The 23,413-nt window shown below is 60.4% G+C and carries 15 protein-coding genes and 1 pseudogene; 11 read left to right on the top strand and 5 right to left on the bottom strand.

Annotated features, from left to right (window positions below; genetic code table 11):
- Positions 1-50: 50 nt before the first annotated feature.
- Positions 51-190, bottom strand: a pseudogene (locus MTX21_RS20640) (transposase); the annotation flags it as partial.
- Here MTX21_RS20640 and MTX21_RS20635 point away from each other — a divergent pair.
- Complete coding sequence (locus MTX21_RS20635) at positions 176-3,256, top strand: AAA family ATPase (RefSeq protein WP_280971121.1); 3,081 nt, start codon at positions 176-178, stop codon at positions 3,254-3,256. The pseudogene MTX21_RS20640 and the gene MTX21_RS20635 overlap by 15 nt on opposite strands.
- Before the next feature lie 229 nt (positions 3,257-3,485).
- Here the strand turns inward: MTX21_RS20635 and MTX21_RS20630 are convergent, their stop codons facing one another.
- Positions 3,486-3,926: a CBS domain-containing protein gene (locus MTX21_RS20630; protein WP_280966544.1), complete on the bottom strand. Its 441-nt coding sequence runs from the start codon at positions 3,924-3,926 to the stop codon at positions 3,486-3,488.
- Between the two features lie 90 nt (positions 3,927-4,016).
- Here MTX21_RS20630 and MTX21_RS20625 point away from each other — a divergent pair, with 90 nt between their 5' ends.
- The 3 genes from MTX21_RS20625 (at position 4,017) to MTX21_RS20615 (ending at position 8,080) form a co-directional block, all read left to right on the top strand.
- The gene (locus tag MTX21_RS20625; protein WP_280966543.1) at positions 4,017-4,763 is read left to right on the top strand and encodes a hypothetical protein; all 747 of its coding nucleotides are present in this window, start codon (positions 4,017-4,019) and stop codon (positions 4,761-4,763) included.
- A gap of 1,190 nt (positions 4,764-5,953) precedes the next feature.
- Positions 5,954-6,160, top strand: a complete 207-nt coding sequence (locus tag MTX21_RS20620) for a hypothetical protein (RefSeq protein ID WP_280966542.1) — start codon at positions 5,954-5,956, stop codon at positions 6,158-6,160.
- Between the two features lie 891 nt (positions 6,161-7,051).
- Complete coding sequence (locus tag MTX21_RS20615; RefSeq protein ID WP_280966541.1) at positions 7,052-8,080, top strand: IS110 family transposase; 1,029 nt, start codon at positions 7,052-7,054, stop codon at positions 8,078-8,080.
- A gap of 319 nt (positions 8,081-8,399) precedes the next feature.
- On the opposite strand, the gene MTX21_RS20610 is transcribed toward MTX21_RS20615, so the two are convergent.
- Positions 8,400-8,879 (bottom strand): aconitase family protein, encoded by a 480-nt coding sequence (locus tag MTX21_RS20610; protein ID WP_280966540.1) that lies wholly within the window; start codon positions 8,877-8,879, stop codon positions 8,400-8,402.
- A gap of 280 nt (positions 8,880-9,159) precedes the next feature.
- A complete protein-coding gene (locus MTX21_RS20605; RefSeq protein ID WP_348637449.1) occupies positions 9,160-10,974 on the bottom strand; it encodes an acetolactate synthase catalytic subunit in 1,815 nt (604 codons plus the stop codon).
- Between the two features lie 348 nt (positions 10,975-11,322).
- Here MTX21_RS20605 and MTX21_RS20600 point away from each other — a divergent pair, with 348 nt between their 5' ends.
- The 5 genes from MTX21_RS20600 to MTX21_RS20580 all read left to right on the top strand — a co-directional run bounded on the left by MTX21_RS20600 (position 11,323) and on the right by MTX21_RS20580 (position 16,878).
- Positions 11,323-11,979, top strand: coding sequence for a protoglobin domain-containing protein (locus tag MTX21_RS20600; protein ID WP_280966539.1), 657 nt, complete (start codon positions 11,323-11,325; stop codon positions 11,977-11,979).
- Positions 11,980-12,082: 103 nt separating this feature from the next.
- Positions 12,083-12,466 (top strand): hypothetical protein, encoded by a 384-nt coding sequence (locus tag MTX21_RS20595; protein WP_280966538.1) that lies wholly within the window; start codon positions 12,083-12,085, stop codon positions 12,464-12,466.
- A gap of 520 nt (positions 12,467-12,986) precedes the next feature.
- Positions 12,987-14,441, top strand: coding sequence for an alpha-hydroxy acid oxidase (locus tag MTX21_RS20590; protein WP_280966537.1), 1,455 nt, complete (start codon positions 12,987-12,989; stop codon positions 14,439-14,441).
- A gap of 101 nt (positions 14,442-14,542) precedes the next feature.
- Entirely contained in the window at positions 14,543-16,375 is a 1,833-nt protein-coding gene (locus MTX21_RS20585; RefSeq protein ID WP_280966536.1) for a glycoside hydrolase family 15 protein, read from the top strand.
- A complete protein-coding gene (locus MTX21_RS20580; RefSeq protein WP_280966535.1) occupies positions 16,372-16,878 on the top strand; it encodes a hypothetical protein in 507 nt (168 codons plus the stop codon). Before MTX21_RS20585 ends, MTX21_RS20580 begins: the two co-directional genes overlap by 4 nt.
- An 8-nt stretch (positions 16,879-16,886) precedes the next feature.
- On the opposite strand, the gene MTX21_RS20575 is transcribed toward MTX21_RS20580, so the two are convergent.
- On the bottom strand, positions 16,887-17,915 hold the full coding sequence (locus MTX21_RS20575) for an SDR family oxidoreductase (RefSeq protein WP_280971119.1): 1,029 nt from the start codon (positions 17,913-17,915) through the stop codon (positions 16,887-16,889).
- 198 nt (positions 17,916-18,113) lie between these two features.
- On the opposite strand from MTX21_RS20575, the gene MTX21_RS20570 reads away from it, so the two are divergent.
- Positions 18,114-19,871 carry a thiamine pyrophosphate-dependent enzyme gene (locus tag MTX21_RS20570; protein WP_280966534.1) on the top strand — a complete coding sequence of 586 codons (1,758 nt, stop codon included), beginning with the start codon at positions 18,114-18,116 and terminating at the stop codon, positions 19,869-19,871.
- 175 nt (positions 19,872-20,046) lie between these two features.
- Positions 20,047-23,034 (top strand): FAD-binding and (Fe-S)-binding domain-containing protein, encoded by a 2,988-nt coding sequence (locus MTX21_RS20565; RefSeq protein WP_280966533.1) that lies wholly within the window; start codon positions 20,047-20,049, stop codon positions 23,032-23,034.
- The last annotated feature ends 379 nt before the right edge of the window (positions 23,035-23,413 follow it).

Genomic DNA, 23,413 nt, shown 5'->3' with positions numbered 1-23,413 from the left:
ATCGAGTATGGCCCACACTCTCGCCGCCGGCTGACCGTGCCGCACTCGATGAGCTTCTCCAGGAACAGCCGCCGGAACAGGCGGGAGAGCACGCATCGGGGGAAGAATCCGGGTCGGCAGGACACCAGTGCGCGCCATCGGGCAAGATGCCGCCGCCCGGCACGATCATGTGGACATGCGGGTGAGGTGTTTTTCCATCCATCTCGACGTCGAAGACTTTCACGAACTCATCGGCGCCTACCACAAGCGCGTTGCACAGATCTTGCCCCGGTTCGGCGGCTTTGTGTCCCGCCGCGTTGGTGACGGTGTCTTGGTCTATTTCGGTTATCCGGACGCTCATGAGGATGATCCCGAGCAGGCCGTGCGGGCGGGCCTGGCCTTGATCGAGGGCATCGGGCGCCTGGGGAGCCCGGAGCCGCTGCAGATCAGAGTTGGCATCGCTACCGGCCTCGTGGTCGTGGGTGACCTGATCGGATCGGGAAACGACGCGGAGGTTCTGGGTGAGGTGCCCAATCTCGCCGCCCGGCTGCTGGCTCTGGCCGAGCCGAACACGATTGTGATCGCCGACAGCACGCGGCGGCAGATCGGATCGGTTTTTGCGCTGGAGGACCTCGGGTTCAAGGACCTCAAAGGCTTCACCGAGCCTCAACGCGCTTGGCGCGTGCTGGGCGAGGACCGGTTCAAGAGCCGTTTCGAGGCGCTGCGCTCCGCTGAGACACCGCTCGTCGATCGCCAGGAGGAAACCGAGCTCTTGCTTCGACGCTGGGCGCAGGCAAGAGCCGGCGAAGGGCGTGTCATCCTGTTCTCCGGCGAGCCCGGCATTGGCAAATCGCGCCTGACGGTGGCGCTCCGGGACCTACTTGATGCGGAGCAGTACATCGAATTGCATTACTTTTGCTCGCCGCACCACCAGGACAGCGCGCTCTTCCCGGTCATCAATCTGCTCGAGCGTGCCGCCGGCTTCGGGCGAGAGGACACGCCGGCCGCAAAGCTGGACAAGCTGGAAGCGCTGATGGCTGAAACCTCGGCAGCCGAACGGGACGTGGCGCTGTTGGCTGACCTCTTGCTGCTGCCCACCGGACGCTACCGCAGCGTTGAGCAAAACCCGCGACGCAGGAGAGAGGAGACTTTTGAAGCATTGCAGGAGCAGCTCACCGCGCTGGCGCGGAAGAAGCCGGTGTTGATGATCTTTGAAGACCTGCACTGGATTGATCCGACCACGAGGGAGCTGCTGGACCTCTTCATCCGTCGGATCGAGCGCATGCCCGTCATGCTGATCGGAACGTTTCGTCCGGACTTCATCGCGCCATGGGCAGACCAGGCGCACGTTACCATGCTGACGCTGAACCGTCTGAACCGGTTTGATAGCGAGGCCCTCGTCCGGCAGCTCGCGGCGAAAGCGAAATCATTGCCGAGTGAACTGATCGGAGAAATCGTCGAGCGCGGCGATGGCGTTCCGCTGTTCCTGGAAGAGGTAACCAAGACAGTCGTGGATGCCAGCCCGGCTCGTCGGGCGGAAGCCTCGACGTCGCGCCCGTCGCTCTCGGTCCCACCGACTCTGCATGCTTCCTTGATGGCGAGGCTTGACCGCATCGGCCCCGCGGCCAAGGAGATTGCGCAGATCGGCGCGACAATTGGCCGGGAGTTTTCCTACGAGCTCGCGGCCAGGGTCGCCGAGCGGCCTGAGGGGGAGATCAAGGAGACGCTTGGTCGGCTGGTCGAGGCCGGCCTGATCTTCCAGCGCGGCGAGCCGCCGCGATCGAGCTTCCTGTTCAAGCATGGCCTGTTGCAGGATGCCGCTTACAGCACCCTGCTGCGGGACCGGCGACGAAGCCTGCACGCGCGCATTGCGCAGGCGATCGAGGAGATTTTTCCCGAAATCGTCGAGAGCCAACCGGAAGTGGTGGCGCGCCACCGGACCGAAGCGGGTCTGAGGAAGCAGGCCGCGGTCTATTGGCAGCGCGCTGGTGAGCTGGCGTTGCGCCGTTCGGCAGGGAGCGAGGCGCTGAAGCACTTTTCCAACGCGTTGCGGCTTCTGGAAGAGATGCCTGATTCAGCGGAGCGCTGGCAGCAGGAGCTCGACATCCGGCTTGGGTTGGGCACCGCCCTGATCATCGCACGCGGCTTTCGTTCGGCTGGGCACGAAATCGTCGATCATTATGCTCGGGCCGTTACGCTCGGTCGGGGACTGGGCGACGACAAGAAGCTCTTCCGGGCGATGTGGGGCAACTGGTACACGAATCTGATTACCGGGCGGACCGAGCAGGCGCTTGGAATGGCCAACGAGCTCGTCGAGGTGGCCGAACGGCTCGCCGATCCCGATCTGATGCTCGAGGCCTATCACTCGCGCTGGGCGAACTCCCACGTGCTGGGCCTCAATTCGATTACGTTGGCCGACACAGAGCGCGGCATCGCGCTGTACGATCCCGAGCGTCATCACGCGCACGCCTACGACTATGGCGGTCACGATACCGGCGTGTGCGCCTACGCGCACAGCGCTATCACGCTCTGGGTCATCGGCTTTGCGGACAAGGCGATGCAAATGTCGGTTTGCGCGCTCGAACTTGGGAACCGGCTCGGCCATCCTCCGAGCCTGGCCCATGCGGCATGGTGGTCGGCAGCGCTTCGCCAAATGCTTCGCGCCCCGGAGCCGTGCCGCGAATATGCCGAGCTGACGATACGGATCGGGCGCGACCAAGGGAGCAACATGTTCGTCGTGTGCCCGCTCCTTCTAGGCTGGATCGTGTTTCAATCCGGGCAGGTGTCGGAGGGCCTGGAGCGCATGGAGGATGCCGTCCAGGCCACGCGGCAGTCGGTGCGACGTTTCTATTACGAGTATGAGCTTCTGGTGTTCGCGGAAGCCCTTCTGAACTCCGGTGAAGTCGACCGCGCGCAGCAAGTCGTCCACGAGGCGCTCGAGGTCATCACGACCAGCCGCAACCGCCTGTTCGAGGCGGAAGCGCATCGTCTGGCGGGTACATGCCTCGCGGCTCGCGGCGGCGAAGCGACCGTGGAGGCCGCGCAGCGACTGTTGCAGGCGATCGACACTGCCGACCGGCAAGGGGCGCTTGCGTTCAAGCTCCGCGCCGCCATAAACCTTGCCCGTTTGTGGCAGGACCAGGACCGCCGCGGCGAAGCGCGCGACCTGCTGCGCGAGATCTACGGTCAATTCACGGAAGGATTCGATACTCCTGACCTCAGGGACGCCAAGACGCTCTTGGATGAGCTGGACGTCAAGGGCACTCCACGCCCGTGAGAGCGATGCACACTAATGGCGAAGTCTTTTCGCAGGCCGACACCGCGCATGACCATCCCGGCAGAGCTAGCGCATTGCATCCGCGAGAGGTGAGAGGGATCTTGAGGCGATCCCACAATGCTTTCACACAGCGAGAGCAGGGCATCAACCAGAGCGGGGACTCCAACTTTCCCGCCATACCATGCAACATCGCTCGGGGACCCACGATATCAACGGGCGATGAAAAGGCTCAGGCGGTAGGCGAGCTCTGGTTGTGCTGCTGACTGGGCCGAGCGATTCCATGCAGTGCTTTGGCAGTTCCCGCCGATTGGCGCGCCAAGTCGCTGAGCGATACAATACCGACCAGGCGCTTGTTCCTGTTCACGACGGGCAACCGCCGCACCTGAATCTCACTCATGTTCGCGCAGACGTGAGACATGTCCTCGTCTTCGAAGCAGTATTTCACCTCTTGGGTCATCGCGTCACGAACCTTGCTGTCCGGCCCTTTGCCATCCGCGATGCAGCGCACCGCGATATCGCGGTCGGTGATCATGCCCACGAGCCGATCACCTTCGCCCACGGCCAACACGCCACAATCGCATTCCTTCATCAGCTTTGCCGCGTCCTGGACCGTGTCGTTTGGATCTACGAGTTTCGCGTCGCGCGTCATTACATCGCTGATCTTTTTCATGGTCACCTCCTATGCCGCGCATCGCCGGTAAGTCTCGCTTAAAGCGAGGGCTTTTTCGATTGACGGGTCAATGCAATCTCAACGGATGCGGTGGTTGCGCGTTCCAAAGATGAGACTGGTGACCATGAAGAGGAACCCTCGATAGTCGAAGCCGCTTGCGTCAACAGAGATGCGGACGCGCTCTGGCGAGAAATCGGCTGGTTTGGCACCGTCCGAGAAACCGAAGGCGAACACGAGGGCTCTCTTCGCGTGGCTGAGGGACGGGATGGCAGCCAACAGACGGAGCGCCTGCTCGATGCCCTTGGCGATAGCGAGTCCTTCCTCAACAAGGCCCACAGCGTTGGTCCGAGCCGTAGCAACGCTGTTACACCCCGAGTTTTAGCGACTCCTGGAGAAAATGCGGGTAGGCTTTGCCACGCGCTGTCCGAGCATGCCAACAAGCTCAATTATGAAGGCATTGTCTCCAAGCGCGCCGACGCGCCGTACCGTTCTGACAGGACCGAAGCCTGGCTCAAGGTGAAGACCGTCCAGCGCGAGAAGTTTCCCGTCGTCGGCTTCATCAAAGACCCTACAGGCGTTGCCGCGCTCTACCTTGGCAAGAAAGAAGGGAAAGAACTGCGCTACATTGGGAAGGTCGGAACTGGTTGGAGCAGGGCCACCTCCCGTCAAATTAGGAATGCTCTTGATACGGTGGTGAGCTCGAAGACCAAGCTCACTAAGCCGGTTAAGGAACCGAAGGTTGACGTTGTCGGCTGTCTCATTAGTTTCGAAAATAGAACGCTGCTGGGCTCGAAATACAGGTCCCCGGCGGCATTTTCTTCTCAAACTGAGCGCTGAAATCCCAATTGATCTCGACTGTGCAATGGCCATGCCACAGGTTTGTGACGCCGCCTGCGGGTTCTTGCTGCGGGCCTCGCAATGAAAATCCCGTTGCGCGACATCTCAAGGTCAGCGCCCGTAGATCCGGTGAAACGCTGAAACGGACAAATCCCTAATTCACCCGGCCGCGGCGGGCCGGTGGGTCACAGCATAACGAACGGAGGGGAATTCGGTTCTGCTCAGGCTATGCTCTGGTTCAATCTCGCGTCGGCGAAACAGCGTCCCACGACGTCAATCGGCGGCTTGCAATTCGCGCCGAAGCGCGATTTTGGCACGAGTAATCCATTTTGAGCGTTAGGCCGCGCTCGCATAGCAGGCAGCTTGTCACCTTTGACCGCTCGATTGGCAACTTGATCGACAACTATGGCGGCTTTCGCGCTAACATCTGCCTGGTAGGAAAATGCTTGCTGCGCTCTAATCAGACCGGCGAGGCTCACGATGCAGGTAAGGAAATGCGACGTGAGTGTCTTCAAACGCATGAAACGTCCGCTTACCCCTGGGACAGGTTCTGTCGGGCGAAGGAGCTTTGGGTTCAAAGTCCTTGGGTGCATCCTACCCCGGCGAGCACATCGGATTTCATCGGCAGGTGCTAGACTATTTCGGGACTGCCAACATGGCGGGTCGCGCACGAATATACAGGGAGGACGGACCCGTCGTAAGAAGCAACCTACGCCGCAGGCGAAACGCGTCACTACGCCTATCGTGGTGGCGAATATACAATCCACGATCTTGAGAACGTCGGTGTCACTAACCTTTGGTTTACGACCGCGGAGTTTCTCGAGACCGCCAAGGCCGTTGGAGCTATTGCGGCCCCTGCCGTCCGAACCCTCGATCAGCAGTGTCCACTGCAGGCAGACTAAGCGCCCCAGCTCGTTGCGGAGCGTAGAACCGCTCAATCCTACGTGTCGGTGTCGTTTAGAGATGTACAGGGCCGCCAAGTCACCGGTTCGCGGATCTACCGTCTCGCCAATGATGTCTGGTCATTGTGATAGAGAGGATATGATCGAGGGACGCTCAGCCCCGCCAGACCCGTGCGAGGATCGCCGCAGGTTGTATCGAAGATGTTGGCTTGCTGTGAAGTACCTTACATCCCAATGTTCCTGCTATGCTAAGATGACGAAGGCTTCTTACTCTGGAGGAGACATCCGATGTTCGCGACAACCAAATGGAACCCCGGAAATAAGGCTCGCGAATGGGTGATGATGGCTGGGGCACTGGTCGTTCAACTCAGCACATTGAATGCAAAAGGACAGAAGGGTGAAAGCGAACCAAGGCAGCCACTCTGGAAACACTTCGACGACACCCATCATTGGGATTCAACCGCGGAGGAATGGATCCCCAACCATGATCGGTGATCGCATCGCTGCAGCCCAATCAGGGTATCAAGAATCTGCTGCAGGCCTACGCCGAGCCACGAATTGATCCGAACCTGTACGGGAGTGCACACAAAAGCGCACATGTCGACTTTTGGGCTGAGCCGAAATCTTCTTCTAGAGCATGCCGACTTTTGGACCAAAACCGGTCCTCGGCTGGTTTCTGATAAAGAACGCATACTTTACACGCGCTTGCTCTTTGTTCCGATTTTAGGAACCACGCTGCGCGACTTCGTATTATCCTCAAGTATTCGCATTATCCTCAAGTAGGAGGATCAGCAATGGCGAAAAAGGCGAAAAAGCAGACCGCCCGAGGCCGCACGCAAGTCCGGCGCCTCGTGCGCCATCCGGCGAAGAAGGCTCGTCGTTCGGCCCGCGCCGTAAAGCGTGCGGCCAAGTACTCGGCTGGAACTGCAACTGGAGCGGTAAAGCGTGCGGCAAAAAAAGCGGCCGGTGGCGTAAAGCGTGCGGCCAGGTACTCGAGTGAAGCTTCAAAGCGCGCGGCCAAGAGAGCGGCCGGCGCCGTAAAGCGTGCCGCCAGGAAAGTAGAGACAAATCTAGAAGGTTGAACCAGAACTTTGACTCACCGGCCAAGCTTGTGATTTGCCGATGCCACGGCGCAAAGCTGGCGACTTAGCACGTAAGCCATGTCGGCTTGTGATTCCGATTCGGACCCCTATAGTGTCCGCTCTCGCGCGGACATCAATCGCGCCCCTGATCCCACTACCGTGTCAATCGGCGTCCAAATTTTGGACGCCGATCCCCCGGCTCAGGGGGTCATATTGCAGACGATGACGTAATTGCGGTCGGCGCCCGCGGCACGAAAGGTCCGCTATCTTCAAGCCTTCCGCAATCTTACGAATCGGAGGGGCTATGAAGCAATTTGTTGGGCTGGATGTCTCGCAGAAAGAAACGTCAGTATGTGTGGTCGACGAGGTAGGTCAGGTCTTGTTCGAGGGAAAGGCCAAGTCCGACCCCGGGGCGCTCACGGCACTGCTTCGCAAGCGAGCTCCACACGCCGAGCGCATTGGTTTTGAGACCGGGGCGATGGCGAGTTGGCTGTGGCACGAGCTTCGTAGGGTCGATCTTCCAGTGGTCTGTATCGACGCTCGGCATGCGCACGCGGCTTTGTCAGTGCGCATGAACAAAAGCGATCAGAACGATGCTCGAGGCCTGGCCGAACTGGTACGGGTTGGCTGGTATCGAGAAGTCAAGGTCAAGAGCGAGGAAAGTCAGAAGATCCGTGCGATACTCGTGGCGAGATCCCGGCTCGTAGCCATTCGTCGAGATATCGAGAACCAGGTCCGCTGTCTCATCAAAGAATACGGCTTGCTGTTCCCCCGTGCGATCGGACTGCAATTCCGCAATCAGGTTCGGGAGCTATTGGGTGAAGATCATCAGCTCCTCAGTGCGATCGCGCCGCTTCTGTCGATCCATGAGCAGATCTGCAAGCAACAAGGCACATTCGACAACGAAGTCCGCCAGTTGGCGAAGTCGGATGAGACGACGCGTCGCCTAATGACGGTTCCTGGTGTTGGCGTGGTGACTGCCTTGACGTTCCGCCATACGAGCGATGATCCATCGCGCTTCCGATCGGCATCAAGCGTCGGCGCCTATCTGGGTCTTACACCGCGGCGCAGCCAATCTGGCGAAACGGACATCAATGGCAAGATATCCCGATGGGGCGACCGTCTGCTCCGGACTTACCTGTTCGAGGCGGCGACGGTGCTGCTTTATCGGACCAAGAAATGGTCTTCTCTCAAGGCTTGGGGAATAAAGCTTGCCAAGCGAATTGGCATGAGAAAGGCAAAAGTCGCCATCGCCCGCAAGATCGCCGTGATCCTCCACTGCGTCTGGGTCGATGGCACACCGTTCCATTGGGGGCAGGCGAAGGAAGCCTGATCCTATTTATTAGCTCCTGGTCCGGTTCGCCGGACTAGCGATGTCCCGCTGGGACGGTGGTTGTGACGACCTCGTTCATTCGGCTGGTGGCGGCTCGACCGTACCCTGCTGCAGACGTTGAGGCGTCCGCCCCGGACATCATCATGAGGCGCTGCGCGACCTCGGAAAGGACCATGACCCCAGCGATGGCATCAGACCCAACGACGCCAAACCGCAACCGGACTGGCATCGTCATCACCCGCGCTCGCCCTGTCTACGCAATGGCGGGCTCCGACAGGTCGAGCGCTACCGCCTTCAAGAAAGGAGACACCACTTGACATCAAACCGCAATTAAAGGGCCGAATGACACTCCGGGACCGTGATACTCGACGATCCGCCCATTGCCGCCCGATACGTCGTGACGGCGCAGGAGCTCGAGGATGACGTCCTTGGCGCTGATCCAATCCGGAAGCGCGCCTGTCAAGCGAATTCCCCAGATCTCCGGCATCGGTATATGGAACGGCTCGCCAGCCAGCGCCAGAGAGACAGAGAGGCCGCCCGCGCCGATCGCGAGCATGCCGATCGCGCCTGCAGCCGGTGTATGTGAGTCCGCGCCGACCAACGTTTTGCCCGGGATGCCGAAGCACTGCTGATGGACGGGATGGCTGATGCCATTGCCGCTTCGCGAGAACCACATGCCATAGCTGCGGGCTGCGCTCTCGAGCATGAGATGATCGTCAGCGTTCCTGCTGTCGCCCTCGACGACAAGGTGGTCAATATAGGCGACCGCGGTTTCAACATGGACGCGGTCAACGCCCATGGCCTCGGGAGCGCACAAAGTGCACCATTGGCATCGTGCATCAGCACCTGGTCGACCTTGAGAGCGATCTCATGACCCGAGCGCATGTTGCCATTGACGAGATGCGCCGCAATAAGCTGACGCGTCAAATTGTCGGTCATCGGAGCTGCCTCCGAATTTTATTGGAAGTCATGATCGCGTAGCTGTGCCGGAGAAGTTCTCGATCAGACCAATAGCTCAGTTCGCTAAAGCATGCCGTGCCTGTCGGTTCCTCGGGTGTGCATCCGGGCCAAGCAATGCTCTACGGCACCGGATCTTGGATCACGCGTCCCTTCTGCAACCGATCTAACGTTCCATCGTAGAGCGCGATCGGCGGATGACTGCCAGGATCGGTCAATACGTCGAGCAAAGCCACGGTGTCGGACCTGGCTGCGCGATCGAATGCCGCATCGAGGTCCCGCGCGTGCTCGACCAATTCGCCATAGCCACCGCAGGCACGCGCAATCGCGGCGTGATCGACACGGTCCAGATGACCGGCACTGGTGTAACGACCGAATTTGGCTGTTTCGGCATCTTTTTGATAGCCGAGCACACCGTTGTTGAGCACCACGACGGTCACACGTATGCCGGTCCGCACGGCGGTTTCCAGCTCGGCCCAGGCATGCCCAAATCCGCCGTCGCCAACCACAACGATGACCTCTCCATTTTGGCGTGCCAGCTTTGCGCCGAGCGCGAGCGGCAAGCCCCAGCCGAGTCCCGCAAGGCTCCGAGGCGAAATCACGCGCGTTGTGGGGTGATTTGTTCGAAGCTGGCCCGCAACCCAACTCGAGGAGTAACTCGCGTCCGCGGCTATCACCGTCTCGGGGCCCAAGCGCTTCTGGATCGCACTGAGGACGCGCTCGGCGCGAATGGGCTCGGTGTCCGCCAGGAGCGGCGCGCGTTCGCGCTCGAATGCTGCCCAAGCATCGGCAACGCGACGCTCGATCGATTGTCGATCTCTCGCGTGGCAGCCGAGCGCATCAGTGAGCGCATCGAGCGTCGCGCGGGCGTCGCCGAGTAGACGCACTGCTTCGTAGTTGCGGCCAATCTCCTGCGGGTCGATATCGATGTGGAGGACACACGCGCTGTCCGGGATCAGCGACCAGCGGTCGGTGCCGTCCTCGTTGGTGCGATTGCCGACGAGCAGCACGACATCAGCTTGCTTTACGAGCGGCTTGATCTGCCTGCCAAGCCCAGCCGGGCCGGTGAGATTGCCGATGACGCCCATGGCGAGGGGATGCGTTTCGGGAATCGCGCCCTTGCCCATGCTGGTCGTCGCGACAGGAACAGCAGCTTTTTCGGCAAAGCGAAGCAGCGCCTCACACGCATTTGATCCGTGCACCCCGCCGCCAGCGATCACGATGGGGAGGCGAGCGCAGTCGATGAGCCGCGCCGCCTCGCGGATGATACCATCGTCGGGGCGTGGTCGGTCGAGCGGCCAGGTGCCGAACCGCATCTTGCGATGTCGGCCGTCGTCCAGATGCGCCTTGTGCAGATCGACGGGAAGCATAAGGCAAGCCGGGCCCGGCTTGCCGGTCGTGGCAGCGATGAAGGCCCGATCGAGATGATCTTCAATGCCATCAACGCTTTCGACGAGATGAAACCACTTGGTCACCGGTCCCAACAACGCCTTGTGATCATATTCCTGAAAAGCGTTCTTGCCGATGTGCGACCGGTCCACTTCCTGCATGATGGCGATGATGGGTATTCCTGCCTTCATGGCTTCAGCAAACGGGGCGACGGCGAGTGCCGCAGCGGGACCATTTTGGCAGATCATGACCGGCACGCGGCCGGAGACGCGCGCGAACCCGTCGGCAATCGCTCCGCCGGCATTCTCCTGGCGATAGGTGATGTTGCGGATACCGCGATCTTCGCAGGCCAGCACTAACGCGGTCGGCACGCTCTGTCCCAGAATGAACTCAACGCCATGGCGCACGAGTCCATCGGCGACAACATCGACGAGAGTACGCGACGTATTAGCCATCATCACAGAATCACAGGCCCTCAAAAAGCTGCGTTTCCAACATCGCCCGCCACCTCGCGATTCGAGTATCCTCCATTGGGTGTGTCGCTTCAAAGATGGTAGTCGATCTTCAGGTCTGGCCCAGTGGGCATTCGAATCGTGCCTGAATAGCCAGGTGCGCCTGACAACCGCGACACCCGTACCCAACATGGATCGCCTCAACCTGTTCCTCCTGATGCGGGCTAACTCAAAACGGCTCGGGCAAGGCCGCTCCAAATTGGAGGCCTGCATCAGTTGGAGATCACGTATCCCGTTTTGATGGCCGCTCCTTTGCAACGTCCCGAACCTCCGGGCGTTCGGCCCGCACATGGCGGCCTGCATCGAGGCTTTTGCCAAAAACCTGATCCGCCGGAGACGTGGCATCTCTGTCGCTGCAATTCGGGTCGAAGAGCCCGAAAAGGAATGGCTGGGGCAATCGTGTATCGTTCCGTCGAACAACAAGGAGGATCAACGATGGATGCCCCAGGCAAACAACAGAAGATCCCGGGTTATGATTACGGAACCGACAAGGTGGCCAAATCGCCGATCTCCCTCGAGGAATGGGAAGAGTTGAAGAAATCGGCTCTGTTTTCGGAGGAGGACGTTGTTTACCTGCGCATGTCAGAGCGTATCCTCGCCGACCAGGTTGAAGATTTGCTCAAAGTCTGGCGTGGCGTCATCTTCGATCACCCCCATCTTCGCGCTTATGACGAAGATCCAAAAACGCACGAAGTCGACGCGGAGTATGCAAAGGCAGTCGCACGGAGATTTGGCCAATGGGTGATCGACACGGCCCGGGCCAAATATGACCAAGCTTGGCTCGACTATCAGTACGAAATCGGACTGAGACATCATCGCTCCAAGAAGAACAAGACGGACCACGGACACACGCTGGGCCACATCCGCGCGCGCGACCTGCTCGCATTCTGCGCGACGATCATCGTGCCGATGAGGCCGTTCCTGGCCAAGAACGGACATCCTCCCGATATCGTTAACCGGATGTATGATGCCTGGTGGAAATCGATGATCCTCCAGGCAACTCTGTGGGCCCAGCCTTACGTCCGGGAAGGCGACTTCTAACAGCTAACCTCGTGGTCAATTGCAGGAAAGGGGGCGACCGAGCACTGCCGAGGAATTTAGTCACAGCCTACGACGCCGGTCGAACGGATGTACTTTGCCTGGAATGATGCGCTATCTCACGACGATGCGGGTGGCCTCCTTGCACTTTATGCCGAGGATGGTCTGGTTCGAAAGCCCACCTGTACCGCATCTGTTGGGCATCGAAAGAGGGTATCTGCGTGGGCACAAGGAGATGCAGCCCCTGTTCGACCCCCTTGCGATCCGAAAGCCTCCGGTGCGCCAGTATTATCGAACTGGATACCTCACCGATGGCAAGCGACGGGTCTGGGAATATCCGCGCGATGCCGGCAAAGGCGAACAGATGGATCTTGTGGAAGCGATGGATCTCAACGACCATAGTCTCATCCAGCGCCACTGCGTCAATTGGGGTTGGTTCGGTTTTCGTATACTTCAGCGCAACGAGTATCACCGCGATCAGGACGAATAATGCTTCGAGACGAGCGTCGCAAGACGATCGGTGTCAGATTCCAGTTCCGCGGATTTGCTCTCATCAGGTGATCGCAGCCCTTGATCGACAATATCACTATTGCTGCTTCACCGATCTACGACGAGGAGCAGCTTGCGCTGATCACTTCGGTTGCGGCGGTAGCTGATCGGGAGGGGTGCACAGTGTTTCGATGCACAAGCGGGACGACGAAACCGCCGCCATTGCCGGACATCTATATCAGTCCAGAGGAAGCCACGAGCGCCCCTGGTCCGGACGTCAACGGCACGCGGCGCGAGCATGGCGGGCGAATTCATGAGCGCGTTCACCGCGTTCCTCAGGTGGGGTCAATCAAACTATTGCGGCGGCCTCGCCCGATCGCGAATCCTCCAAGGGGGAACCAAAGCAGCCGGCGGACAATTGTCAAAAGCAGACGCTGCAGCCCGCGGCCGGACTGAGAAGTCCCTCGACCGAGCGGCGATTGCAAGGGGCTTCGCCACGGCGTTCGCGAAGACGACAGATCATGGGCGGCGTCAGTGCGCCGACGGATCTTCCCGCATTCGGTCGCTTTGGCTGCACGCGCGTGATCGAGGCTCCAATGCAGGCTTTGGACAGGTTTGTTCCCCACCGCATCATGGATCATGACCTCGCTCGCCTGTTGGCGTGTGCTCTTGCAGGCTTCGCGGGTGCCGTTGCCGGCGTCGCGTTGGCGCGCCGGGGGGATCCGATCGGGCACGAGCCAAATCGCCATACGCAATTGGCGCAACTCAATGATACACCCTCGCGGCGGTACTACACCGGCTTCAACCCACAGCGAGCGATTGCCATCTCCGATCTGCGCGCGATGAGCCACAAGCGGCTACCGCGCTTTGCACTCGAATATCTCGAAGGCGGCGCAGAAGATGAGGCCGCGATGTTTGGTGAGCGGCATGCCTTTGCCGATTGGCGCTTCATGCCCAGGACGCTGGTCGACGTCTCTCGTCGCACGCTCGCGACCGGTATTCTTGGCCGCTCTGCCGCCATGCCGCTGGTGGTTTCACCCACTGGCCTCAACGGCATCCTCCGCACTCATGGTGATAGCGCGCTGGCCCAGGCCGCGCTGCGTGCGAACGTTCCATTTGTCCAAAGCACGATGTCGAACGACACGATGGAGCAGGTGGCCCGCGCCGCACCTGGCGTACGCCACTGGTGGCAGCTCTATGTCTTCGGCGGCGATGAGATATGGCAGGAACTCCTCCGCCGTGCCGAACGCGTCGGGTGCGAAGCTCTTGTGTTGACGACTAACGCCCAGATATTCGGTGACCGCGAGTGGCAGCGCCGCAATCAGATCGGGAAGAAGCGGCTTTCGGCGTCGGCAGCCCTCGAAAGCCTCACGCATCCGCTCTGGTTTGCCGAAAATCCGCTGTCGCACGGGCTGCCGAACTTTGCCAACATCATCGAGTTCGTGCCCAGGGATCAGCGCAGCTTCTTCGCTGCCTCAAGCTGGATCCGGATGCATCAACCGACCTCGCTCGGTTGGGACACGGTCGCAAAAATACGCGAGCGCTGGAAGAAGCCTTTCATCCTGAAGGGCATTCTCTGTCCCGATGATGTGCGCCGCGCGCTCGACAGCGGCGTGGATGGAGTTGTGCTGAGCAGCCATGGCGGTCGCCAACTGGACTGGACGATTTCGCCGCTCGATCTCCTGCCGGTGGCGCGGGATATCGTCGACCAAAAGATGGCTCTTTATATGTCAGGCGGCATCCGGCGAGGGACCGATATGCTCAAGGCTTGCGCGCTGGGCACCGACGCGGTTTGGGTGGGGCGAGCACCTCTGTACGGCCTTTGCGCTGCCGGGGCTGCAGGTGCCGTCCGCGCTCTCGAAATCCTCAAGATCGAGGCATTGGATGCGATGGGCCTGCTGGGTGTGAGCCGGGTGGACGAGCTTGGCCCGCATCTTCTCGCGCACATGGGCCTCGTACGTCGGGAACCAAAGTAGCTCGGCGGCGTCAATTTTTACGGATCATGTGGCGTCCTGGCGCAACCGAGCCAGAACCACAAGGCCTTGGTCCAAACGACATCAAGCGCCGGAGATCGACATTGAACCGGCAGACGTCACGTGCTGGAGAAATCCATCAACCGGAAATCAAGGACTACGCCATTATTGGCGATTGCAGAACGGCCGCCCTGATCTCGCGGGAGGGGTCGCTCGATTGGTTGTGCTTGCCGAACTTCTCCAGCCCGAGTGCATTTGCCCGCCTGCTTGACCCGGCCGCCGGTCACTTCTCCATCAAGCCACATTCATCATTTGTTGTCGAACGCCACTATGTGCACGCGACAGCCGTGCTCGAAACGACGTTTGCAACGGACAGCGGCATTGTGCGGCTGATCGACCTCTGTCCGATCTCGGACAGCGTAGGGTCCCTTTCACCCATGCGTGAGATTCTGCGCATTGTTGAGGGCGTCGCAGGCTCTGTCGACCTAGACATCGAGTTCGCGCCGCGACCGCACTATGGGCGCGCGCGACCTCCGATCCGTAAGCTGACCGACGCCGTGTGGCGCTGCGGATGCGCGGATGAGCTGCTCCTCCTCAACAGCAACGTCGATCTGCTCTATGATGGAGCAATGCTGAAGGCAGCGTTCCGCACGACAGTGGGCGAGCGCCAGTATTTCAGCATTTCTTATGTCGAGCGCGACGTCGGTACAATCGCCCCGGTCGGCCCTGACGCCGACGCTCGCTGCGATGACACGATCGCGTGGTGGCGCGACTGGAGCAGGGCCTGCAATTTCCAGGGGCGTGAGCGAGATGCTGTGCTGAGAAGTGCCATCATGCTCAAGCTGATGACGTTCTGCCTTTCCGGCGCGATTATCGCAGCACCCACCACATCCGTTCCGGAGGCGATCGGTGGCGAGCGCAATTGGGATTATCGATACTGCTGGCTTCGAGACGCGGGACTGACCATGAGCTCGCTGGTCGATTTGGGCTTTCATGAGGAGGCGTCGGCATATCTGGGCTGGTTGCTGCACGCCACGCGCCTGACGCGACCAAATCTGAACAGCCTCTATGACGTCTACGGACGCTCAAATTTGCGAGAATGGACCGTTGATTGGCTCGCCGGCTATCTGAACACCGCCCCGGTTCGCGTCGGAAATGACGCGATCACGCAGCTTCAGCTTGATGTACACGGTCAGGTGATCGCCGCCGCGCATATCTTTGCTGCCTCGGGCAGTGAACTGAGCCCATTGGAGGCGCGAATGCTCGTCGGCTTCGGCGACGTGATCTGCAAGCGGTGGCGAGAGCCGGATAACGGCATGTGGGAGATCCCGGGATCACGTCGCCCATATACATTCTCAAAAGCCATGTGTTGGGTGGCGTTAGACAGGCTGATGTCCCTGCACGACCGGGGAGCGATCGATATTGGATCTCGCGAAAACCGGTTTCGCCGGACGCGTGCGGAAATCGCCGAATGTATCGAAGCGCGAGGGTTTAGCACAGAGCTCAACAGTTACACAGCAGAGCTCGGTGGAGCGGAGATCGATGCGGCGATGCTATTGCTCATTTGCTTCGGCTACACGCGTGCATCAGACTCGCGAATGGTCTCAACCTACAACCTGCTTGAGAAGGAACTCGGTTGCGACGGCCTGCTCTATAGATATCGCCCGGGATATGATGGTCTCAGCAGCAGGGAAGGCGCCTTCGGGATCGTCAGTTTCTTTGCGGTCGTTCACCTGGCGGAGCGCGATTTTGTTCAGGAAGCGGTGCAACGCTTCGATCGTCTGTGCGGATTTGCAAATGACGTCGGCCTGTTTGGTGAAGAGATAGAACCTCGTTCCGGAAGAGCGCTGGGCAACTATCCTCAAGCCTTCACCCATGTCGGGCTGATCTATTCCGCACTGGCAATCGAGCGGGCCCGTCGGAGAGCCGGCCAGTGAGCGCGCTGAACGGATCTTCCTTGTATTTGCCTCTATGGGCGCTGATCGCGACCCTGGTGATGACGTCTATTCTGGAGGCCAGCCGCGGTCTCGGATTTTCGCGACTGAGCCTGCCATTGCTGATCGGTACTTTTTTTACGGGGCAGCGTGGACGTGCAGTGATCGCCGGGTTCACCGTTTATGTGATCGGCGGATGGCTGTTTGCATTCATCTATTTCCTGCTGTTTTCGAGTGTTCGGATTTACACTTGGTGGTTCGGAGCGCTCGCCGGTTTTGTGCACGGCGTGTTTCTCCTGACGTGCGCGCTGCCTCTGTTGCCGTTCGTGCATCCTCGGATGGCGTCGGAATACCATTCCGCGAGCTCGATCCGGCAGCTCGAGCCGCCTGGTTTCCTCGCAATGAACTACGGCTACCATACACCCTTGAGCACCTTGATCGCCCAGGTCGTATATGGCGCGACGCTTGGCGGTTTCACCCAGATCACACACTGGGCGAGTTCGTGACGGAGCCTCTAGTTGTACCGTGTGCGCAACGTTCCGCGCGAATGAGACCGGATCAGCAGGCCAAGCGTCAGGAGGGCAGCCCCGCATGCAACGACCGGTGCTATGCGGGCGACAGTGCCGCGAGCCACAATCGCGTTACTTCGGGATTCGTCTCCAAAGCTCCCACGGGTGCGATGCAGTTCGCGGATTGGCTCCAAAAGATTGTCCTTGCGATAAGGCGCGACGGGCTTCCTGGTCTGCTGTCCGCTGACGGTCGTTCCCGCGACGTAGCGATCGAACAAACCGGGAGCCAGCATGTTTCCAAGGACGACGGCCAGCGTGCTCGAGCCGACCCAATATTCCCGCGCGGGGCGCAGGGCTGCTCGGTAGAGCGCGTCTGCGATCACTTCCGGCTGAACGACCGGCGGTACCGGACGGGGTTGATGCTTCATATGGGTGCGTGCCCAATCGAACTGCGGTGTATTGACGGCCGGCAGTTCCACGATCGTGATTCTGATGCGGGAGCGCGCATGGATGAGTTCGGTGCGAAGGGAATTCGTGAACCCGCGGATGGCGTGCTTTGCGCCGCAATAGGCGGCCTGCAATGGGATGCCGCGAAACGCCAGGGCCGAGCCGACCTGAATGATTGAGCCGCGATTGCGCGGACGCATGTGGCGGAGCGCGGCCATCGTGCCGTGGACAACGCCAAGGTAAGTGACATCGGTGACGCGACGGAATTCTTCCGGCGTCAGATCCCAGACCGGCGAGAAGACGGTAACCATCGCATCATTGATCCAGATGTCGATCGGTCCGAGTTGCCGGGCAATGGCATCCGCCGCGGCAAAAACCTGGTCCGCATCCGCAACGTCCGCCGGCGCCACAAAGCCACTTCCACCAAGCCTTTCGATCTCGTCTTTCACGTCGGTCAGGGCAGCCTCGTCACGGGCGATCAGTCCGATCCTTGCGCCTGCTCGCGCAAACCGATGAACGGCGGCCCGTCCCACGCCGGCGGATGCCCCCGTAATCACAACCGTGCGGTTTCGAAATTCACCTGGCATCCGGCTCGTCATCCTCCCTGGCTGGCTTGTAAAGCGACGGCGGGGCGATCAGGCCACTGCCGAGCAAACCGCGCGGGGCATCGGGGAGTTCCATGGAATCAAAGACATCGGCGTCCCCGTCGAAGGTTGGTAGGAACGCTCTCGGCTACGATCCGTTCTTCCATCGACGGGCGACGTTGAAATTGCGGATAAGGTCCCATGGCATCTCCTACTGCATCAGACGTCCTGGTCGAGAAGCTGCTCGACTGGGGCGTGGACACTGTTTTTGGCCTTCCCGGTGATGGGATCAACGGAATCATCGAAGCGCTGCGCACACGCCAGGACCGGATCAAATTCATTCAGGTACGTCACGAAGAGGCTGCGGCGTTCAACGCCTGCGCCTACGCAAAGTGGACCGGCCGGCTTGGCGTATGCATTGCAACCTCCGGCCCCGGCGGCATTCATCTTCTCAATGGTCTCTATGACGCCAAACTCGATGGGCAGCCGGTCCTCGCCATCACGGGGCTCCAGTTTCATGACCTGCTTCACACCTTCACCCAGCAGGATGTGGAACTGGACAAGCTCTTCATGGATGTCTGCGTCTATAACAGCCGCATCATGGGACCTCAGCATGTTGAGAATGTCATGGAGCTGGCCTGTCGTTCCGCGCTCGCCTATCGCGGCGTTTCGCACGTCACAGTGCCAGTCGATATGCAGGCTCAACCAGTGAGCGCCGACAAGAAGTCGGAGCGTAACGTCGCCCATCACGTTTCGGACCTGATGGCCCGCTCTGCACAGGCTCCGAGCGACGAACAGCTCGGCCGTGCTGCTGCGATCCTCAATGCCGGCAAGAAAACGGCCATTCTCGCTGGACGCGGCGCGCTTGAGGCGCGTGACCAGGTCTTGGTTGTGGCTGAGCGTCTCGCGGCGCCTGTCATCAAGCCATTGCTGGGCAAGGGGGTGATTCCCGACGACAGTCCGTTCTCGGCGGGCGGCATTGGCCTGCTTGGCACCAAGCCTGCGCAGGAGGCGCTGGAGGGCTGCGACACGCTGCTGATCGCTGGCAGCGCGTTTCCGTACATCGAGTTTTATCCCAAGCCGGGACAGGCGCAGGCGGTGCAAATCGAACTCGATCCGATGCGGATAGGCCTGCGCTATCCAGTTGCGGCAGGCCTGGTCGGCGACACCGGCAAGGCGCTTCAGGCGCTTCTGCCCCGGCTGGACTACCGGGACGATCGGTCCTTCCTGGAAACGGCCCAAGTCGGCATGAAGGAATGGAGCGAGCTGATGACCGAACGGGGCACACGTGACGACAAGCCGATGAAGCCGGAAGTCGTCGCATACGAACTCGACAAGCTCCTTGCCGACGACGCAATCGTGTCAACCGACTCCGGAACGATTACGACCTGGATCGCGCGTCATCTCGTGATGCGCGGAAACATGATGTTCTCCTGCTCGGGCAATCTTGCGACCATGGCCTGTGGCTTGCCATACGCGATTGCCGCAGCGGTTGCCTATCCGGGTAGGCAGGTCGTTGCATTTGTAGGTGACGGCGGCCTCACCATGCTGATGGGTGAACTTGCGACCTGCGCAAAGTATGGCCTCGACGTGAAGATCGTGGTGATCAAGAACAACGCGCTTGGTCAGATAAAATGGGAGCAGATGGTATTTCTGGGCAATCCCGAATACGTTTGCGAGCTCCAGCCAATCGACTTTGTCGCCGTGGCGCGCGGCTTTGGCGTCAATGCCTTCAGTGTCGATGATCCGAAGCGCTGCCGCGAGGTTCTGCGCCAGGCGCTGAACACGCGTGGCCCAGTCCTGGTCGAGGCGGTCGTCGATCCGCACGAGCCACCAATGCCACCGAAGGCGACATTGAAGCAGATCAAGAACTTTGCCGAGTCGCTCGCGCGCGGTACGCCGGCGGGTGGGAAAATCGCACTGACGGTGGCCTCGGACGTTGTCCGTGAAATCACCTGAGTAGCCCGAACAGCGCTTCGCGGTGCTTCGGTAAAAACGTCGAAGCGAGCGAGGCGCGTGGAAAGGTGAAAGGCCGCCGTGGCGCCGAGGCGCACCGGCTCTCGCGCCGCATTCGCGGTCGAGAGCTCCACTTGCCCGCGATTTAACCGCGCGTTCATGCGGCAGAGGAGACTTGATGAGCCACATTCTTGAAGTCGACCATAGCAAGGCGCGCGCTTCACAACGCCGTATCGAGCGGGCGCCGGACGGCCGGATCATCGGCGAGCAAACTACCGGTCCGCCTCCAGAACAGTATGAGCAGCTCGCGCGTGAACTTGCCAGCGTCGTGGATGGCGAAGTGCGGTTCGACCCGGGCGACCGGGCCCTGTACGCCACCGACGCGTCGAACTATCGGCAGGTGCCAATCGGCGTTGTGATCCCGCGTTCGGCCGCAGCCATCGTCAGAACTGTCGAACTCTGTCGCAAGTTCGATGTTCCCATCGTCATGCGTGGCGGCGGGACGAGTCTCTCGGGTCAAGGCTGCAACTTCGCCGTATTGATCGATTGCTCGAAATATCTCAATCGCGTCATCGCCGTCGATACCGTTTCGCGGATCGCGGAAGTCGAGCCCGGCTGCATCCTGGACAATCTGCGCGCAACTGCCGAACGCAATCACCTCACCTTCGGGCCGGATCCTGCGACGCATGACCACAACACCCTTGGCGGCATGATCGGCAACAATTCATGCGGCGTCCACTCGGTGATGGCGGGCCGTACCTCAGATAACATCGACTCGATGGACATTCTCACCTATGACGGCATTCGCCTTGAGGTCGGTCGGACCGGAGAGGAGGAATTCCGGCAGCATCTGGCTTCGGGTGGACGACGGGCGCAAATCTTCCGCCAGTTGGACGAATTTCGCTGGCGCTATCGCGATCTCATCCTGGCGAAATATCCGAAGATTCCGCGCCGTGTATCCGGCTACGAGAATCTGGATGAGCTGATGCCGGAGCACGGGTTCAACGTCGCGCGAGCGCTCGTTGGAACCGAAGGTACATGCGCAATCGTTCTGCGTGCCAGGCTCAATCTGGTGCCAAGTCCAAGGCATCGCGTGCTCGTTATCATCGGGTTTGACGATGTTTACCGCGCAGCCGATGCGGTGCCCGACGTGCTACCCTACGGGCCAATCGGACTTGAAGGCTTTGACCGGCTGCTTGTCGAATTCGTCAAGCGAAAGCACCTTCATCCCGAAAACGTAAAGGTGCTGCCAGCGGGAGGCGGATGGCTGATCGCGGAATTCGGCGCCGAGACGAGCGATGACGCAATAGCGAAAGCCAATCCGTTGGCCGAGGAATTCAGCCGACGCGGTCACGAAGCGAAGCTGGTCGCTGATTCCAAGCAGCAGGCCAAGATCTGGGAAGTTCGCGAAGCCGCGCTCGCGGCGACCGCCCACGTGCCAGGCTTTCCAGAAACCCATCCCGGATGGGAGGACAGCGCGGTCCCTAGGGAAAATCTCGGCCACTATCTGCGTGAGCTCAAGGCGCTCTATCGCAATCATGGTTATGACGCATCCGTTTATGGTCACTTTGGCGATGGGCTTGTGCATTGCCGCGTGCCGTTCGATCTGCGCACGGAGGCCGGCCTAGCTAACTGGCAGCGTTTCCTCGATGAGGCCGCAGATCTCGTCGTGCGCTATGGCGGCACACTGTCCGGCGAGCACGGCGACGGCCAGGCTCGCGCGAGCCTTTTGGAAAGAATGTACGGGCCCGAGCTTATGCAGGCCTTCCGCGAGTTCAAGGCGATTTGGGATCCGAATGGAAAGATGAATCCGGGAAAGGTGATCGATCCATTTCCGCCAACATCGAACTTGCGGATCGGACCCAACTATCAGCCGCCTGATCTGCCAACGTATTTTTCCTACGGGGAGGACTCCAATAGTTTCGCGAAGGCGACACGCCGCTGCGTGGGCGTCGGCGCCTGCCGTCGTCGCGACAGCGAGAAGGGCGTCATGTGCCCGAGCTACATGGCGACCAACGAGGAGAAACATTCGACGCGCGGGCGCGCGCGCCTCCTTTTCGAGATGCTGCATGGCGGGCCGATCGACGATCTATGGCGCAGCGCGGAGGTGGAGGACGCACTCGATCTTTGCCTCGGCTGCAAAGGCTGCAAGAGCGACTGCCCCGTGCAGGTGGACATGGCGACCTACAAGGCCGAATTTCGTGCGCATCATTACAAGGGACGATTGCGCCCGCGGGCAGCCTACACCATGGGTCTGATCCACGAATGGTCGCGCCTGGCAAGTTCCGCCCCCTGGTTGGCCAATGCCGTCTTCCAATGGCCGGGCCTTTCTGCGGCGGCGAAATGGGCTGGCGGGATTGCGCCGCAGCGTAGGATACCAAGGTATGCAGGCCAGTCGTTCGTGCAGTGGTTCCGGGAGCGGGGCACGCGCAGAGGCGGCGAGACCGTTATGTTGTGGCCGGATACATTCAACAACTATCTCAGGCCTCAAACGGCAATTGCAGCCACCGAGGTTCTCGAGGCACTTGGTTACACCGTGACGATTCCCGACCGCATTCTATGCTGCGGGCGGCCGTTGTACGACTGGGGTATGCTGGATCGCGCCAAGAAGCTTTGGGAACGCACGTTCGCTGCGCTCGCGCCGGCCTTGAGGGCGGGTATGCCGATTGTCGGCCTTGAGCCGGCTTGTGTCAGCGCGTTCCGTGACGAGCTGCCAGGTCTCTTTCCCGGGCGCGAGCACGCCGAACGCCTCTCGCAACAGACCCTGTTCTTCACGGAGTTTCTCGATCGGCACGTTCCGCATGAGGAGCTCGGCCGGACTTCAGGCGCGGCATTGGTGCAGCTTCATTGCCACCACCATGCGGTGCTGGAGTCGCAAGCCGAGCAGCGCGTTCTCGACCAATTGGGGCTCGACTACCAGATCATGAAGTCAGGCTGCTGCGGAATGGCCGGAGCGTTCGGATTTGAGCGGGAAAAATATGACCTGTCCATCACGGCGGCTGAACGCGCCATGATGCCGCTGATCAGAAACGCGGCCTCCGATACGGTCATCCTGGCGAACGGGTTCAGTTGTCGGGAGCAGATCGAGCAGGGCACTGGCCGCAAGACTAAGCACATCGCAGAGCTATTGGCCAATGCGGTCGGCGCGGCGAGCGCCGCGAATTGATGGGGGGCGATCCGGAGCGGAAACATGCGAACTAAACCACCTGATAAAAATCGCAAGGAGCGCGGAGCCCATCGACGGGACGAGGTTTCGGGCAACCAAGAAGACGGTGCAAGCAATGGGTCATCTGCGCGCCGCGCAAAAGCCAGGACAGGCGCCGTTGCTCATGAAGTGCACGAAGGCAAGCTCATCAAGAAGCCTGCCACGGAAGGCGGGACGTAGATTTGGGCCGTTGGGGACATACGAAACTTGAGACAACGCTATCTGGCGCGCGGCACGGTCAGCTCCAAACTGGAACCTTCCGAACTAGCTGCAATTATCGGTCGGGGAGGAACTGGAGGAGGACTGAAATGAACCAGCTGATCTATCTGATCGGCCTAAT

Source organism: Bradyrhizobium sp. ISRA430 (assembly GCF_029909975.1).
Classification (GTDB): Bacteria; Pseudomonadota; Alphaproteobacteria; order Rhizobiales; family Xanthobacteraceae; genus Bradyrhizobium.
The sequence above is the reverse complement of the archived record's forward strand: the minus strand, read 5'-3'. Positions and strand labels throughout refer to the sequence as shown.

Excerpts from the sequence above, each read along its gene's own strand:
- MTX21_RS20620 (WP_280966542.1), top strand. The coding sequence starts at position 5,954 with ATGTTCGCGACAACCAAATGGAACCCCGGAAATAAGGCTCGCGAATGG.
- MTX21_RS20610 (WP_280966540.1), bottom strand. The coding sequence starts at position 8,879 with ATGGGCGTTGACCGCGTCCATGTTGAAACCGCGGTCGCCTATATTGAC.
- MTX21_RS20600 (WP_280966539.1), top strand. The coding sequence starts at position 11,323 with ATGGCTGGGGCAATCGTGTATCGTTCCGTCGAACAACAAGGAGGATCA.
- MTX21_RS20630 (WP_280966544.1), bottom strand. The coding sequence starts at position 3,926 with ATGAAAAAGATCAGCGATGTAATGACGCGCGACGCGAAACTCGTAGAT.
- MTX21_RS20615 (WP_280966541.1), top strand. The coding sequence starts at position 7,052 with ATGAAGCAATTTGTTGGGCTGGATGTCTCGCAGAAAGAAACGTCAGTA.
- MTX21_RS20565 (WP_280966533.1), top strand. The coding sequence starts at position 20,047 with ATGAGCCACATTCTTGAAGTCGACCATAGCAAGGCGCGCGCTTCACAA.
- MTX21_RS20590 (WP_280966537.1), top strand. The coding sequence starts at position 12,987 with ATGGGCGGCGTCAGTGCGCCGACGGATCTTCCCGCATTCGGTCGCTTT.
- MTX21_RS20570 (WP_280966534.1), top strand. The coding sequence starts at position 18,114 with ATGGCATCTCCTACTGCATCAGACGTCCTGGTCGAGAAGCTGCTCGAC.
- MTX21_RS20595 (WP_280966538.1), top strand. The coding sequence starts at position 12,083 with ATGATGCGCTATCTCACGACGATGCGGGTGGCCTCCTTGCACTTTATG.
- MTX21_RS20635 (WP_280971121.1), top strand. The coding sequence starts at position 176 with ATGCGGGTGAGGTGTTTTTCCATCCATCTCGACGTCGAAGACTTTCAC.
- MTX21_RS20575 (WP_280971119.1), bottom strand. The coding sequence starts at position 17,915 with ATGCCAGGTGAATTTCGAAACCGCACGGTTGTGATTACGGGGGCATCC.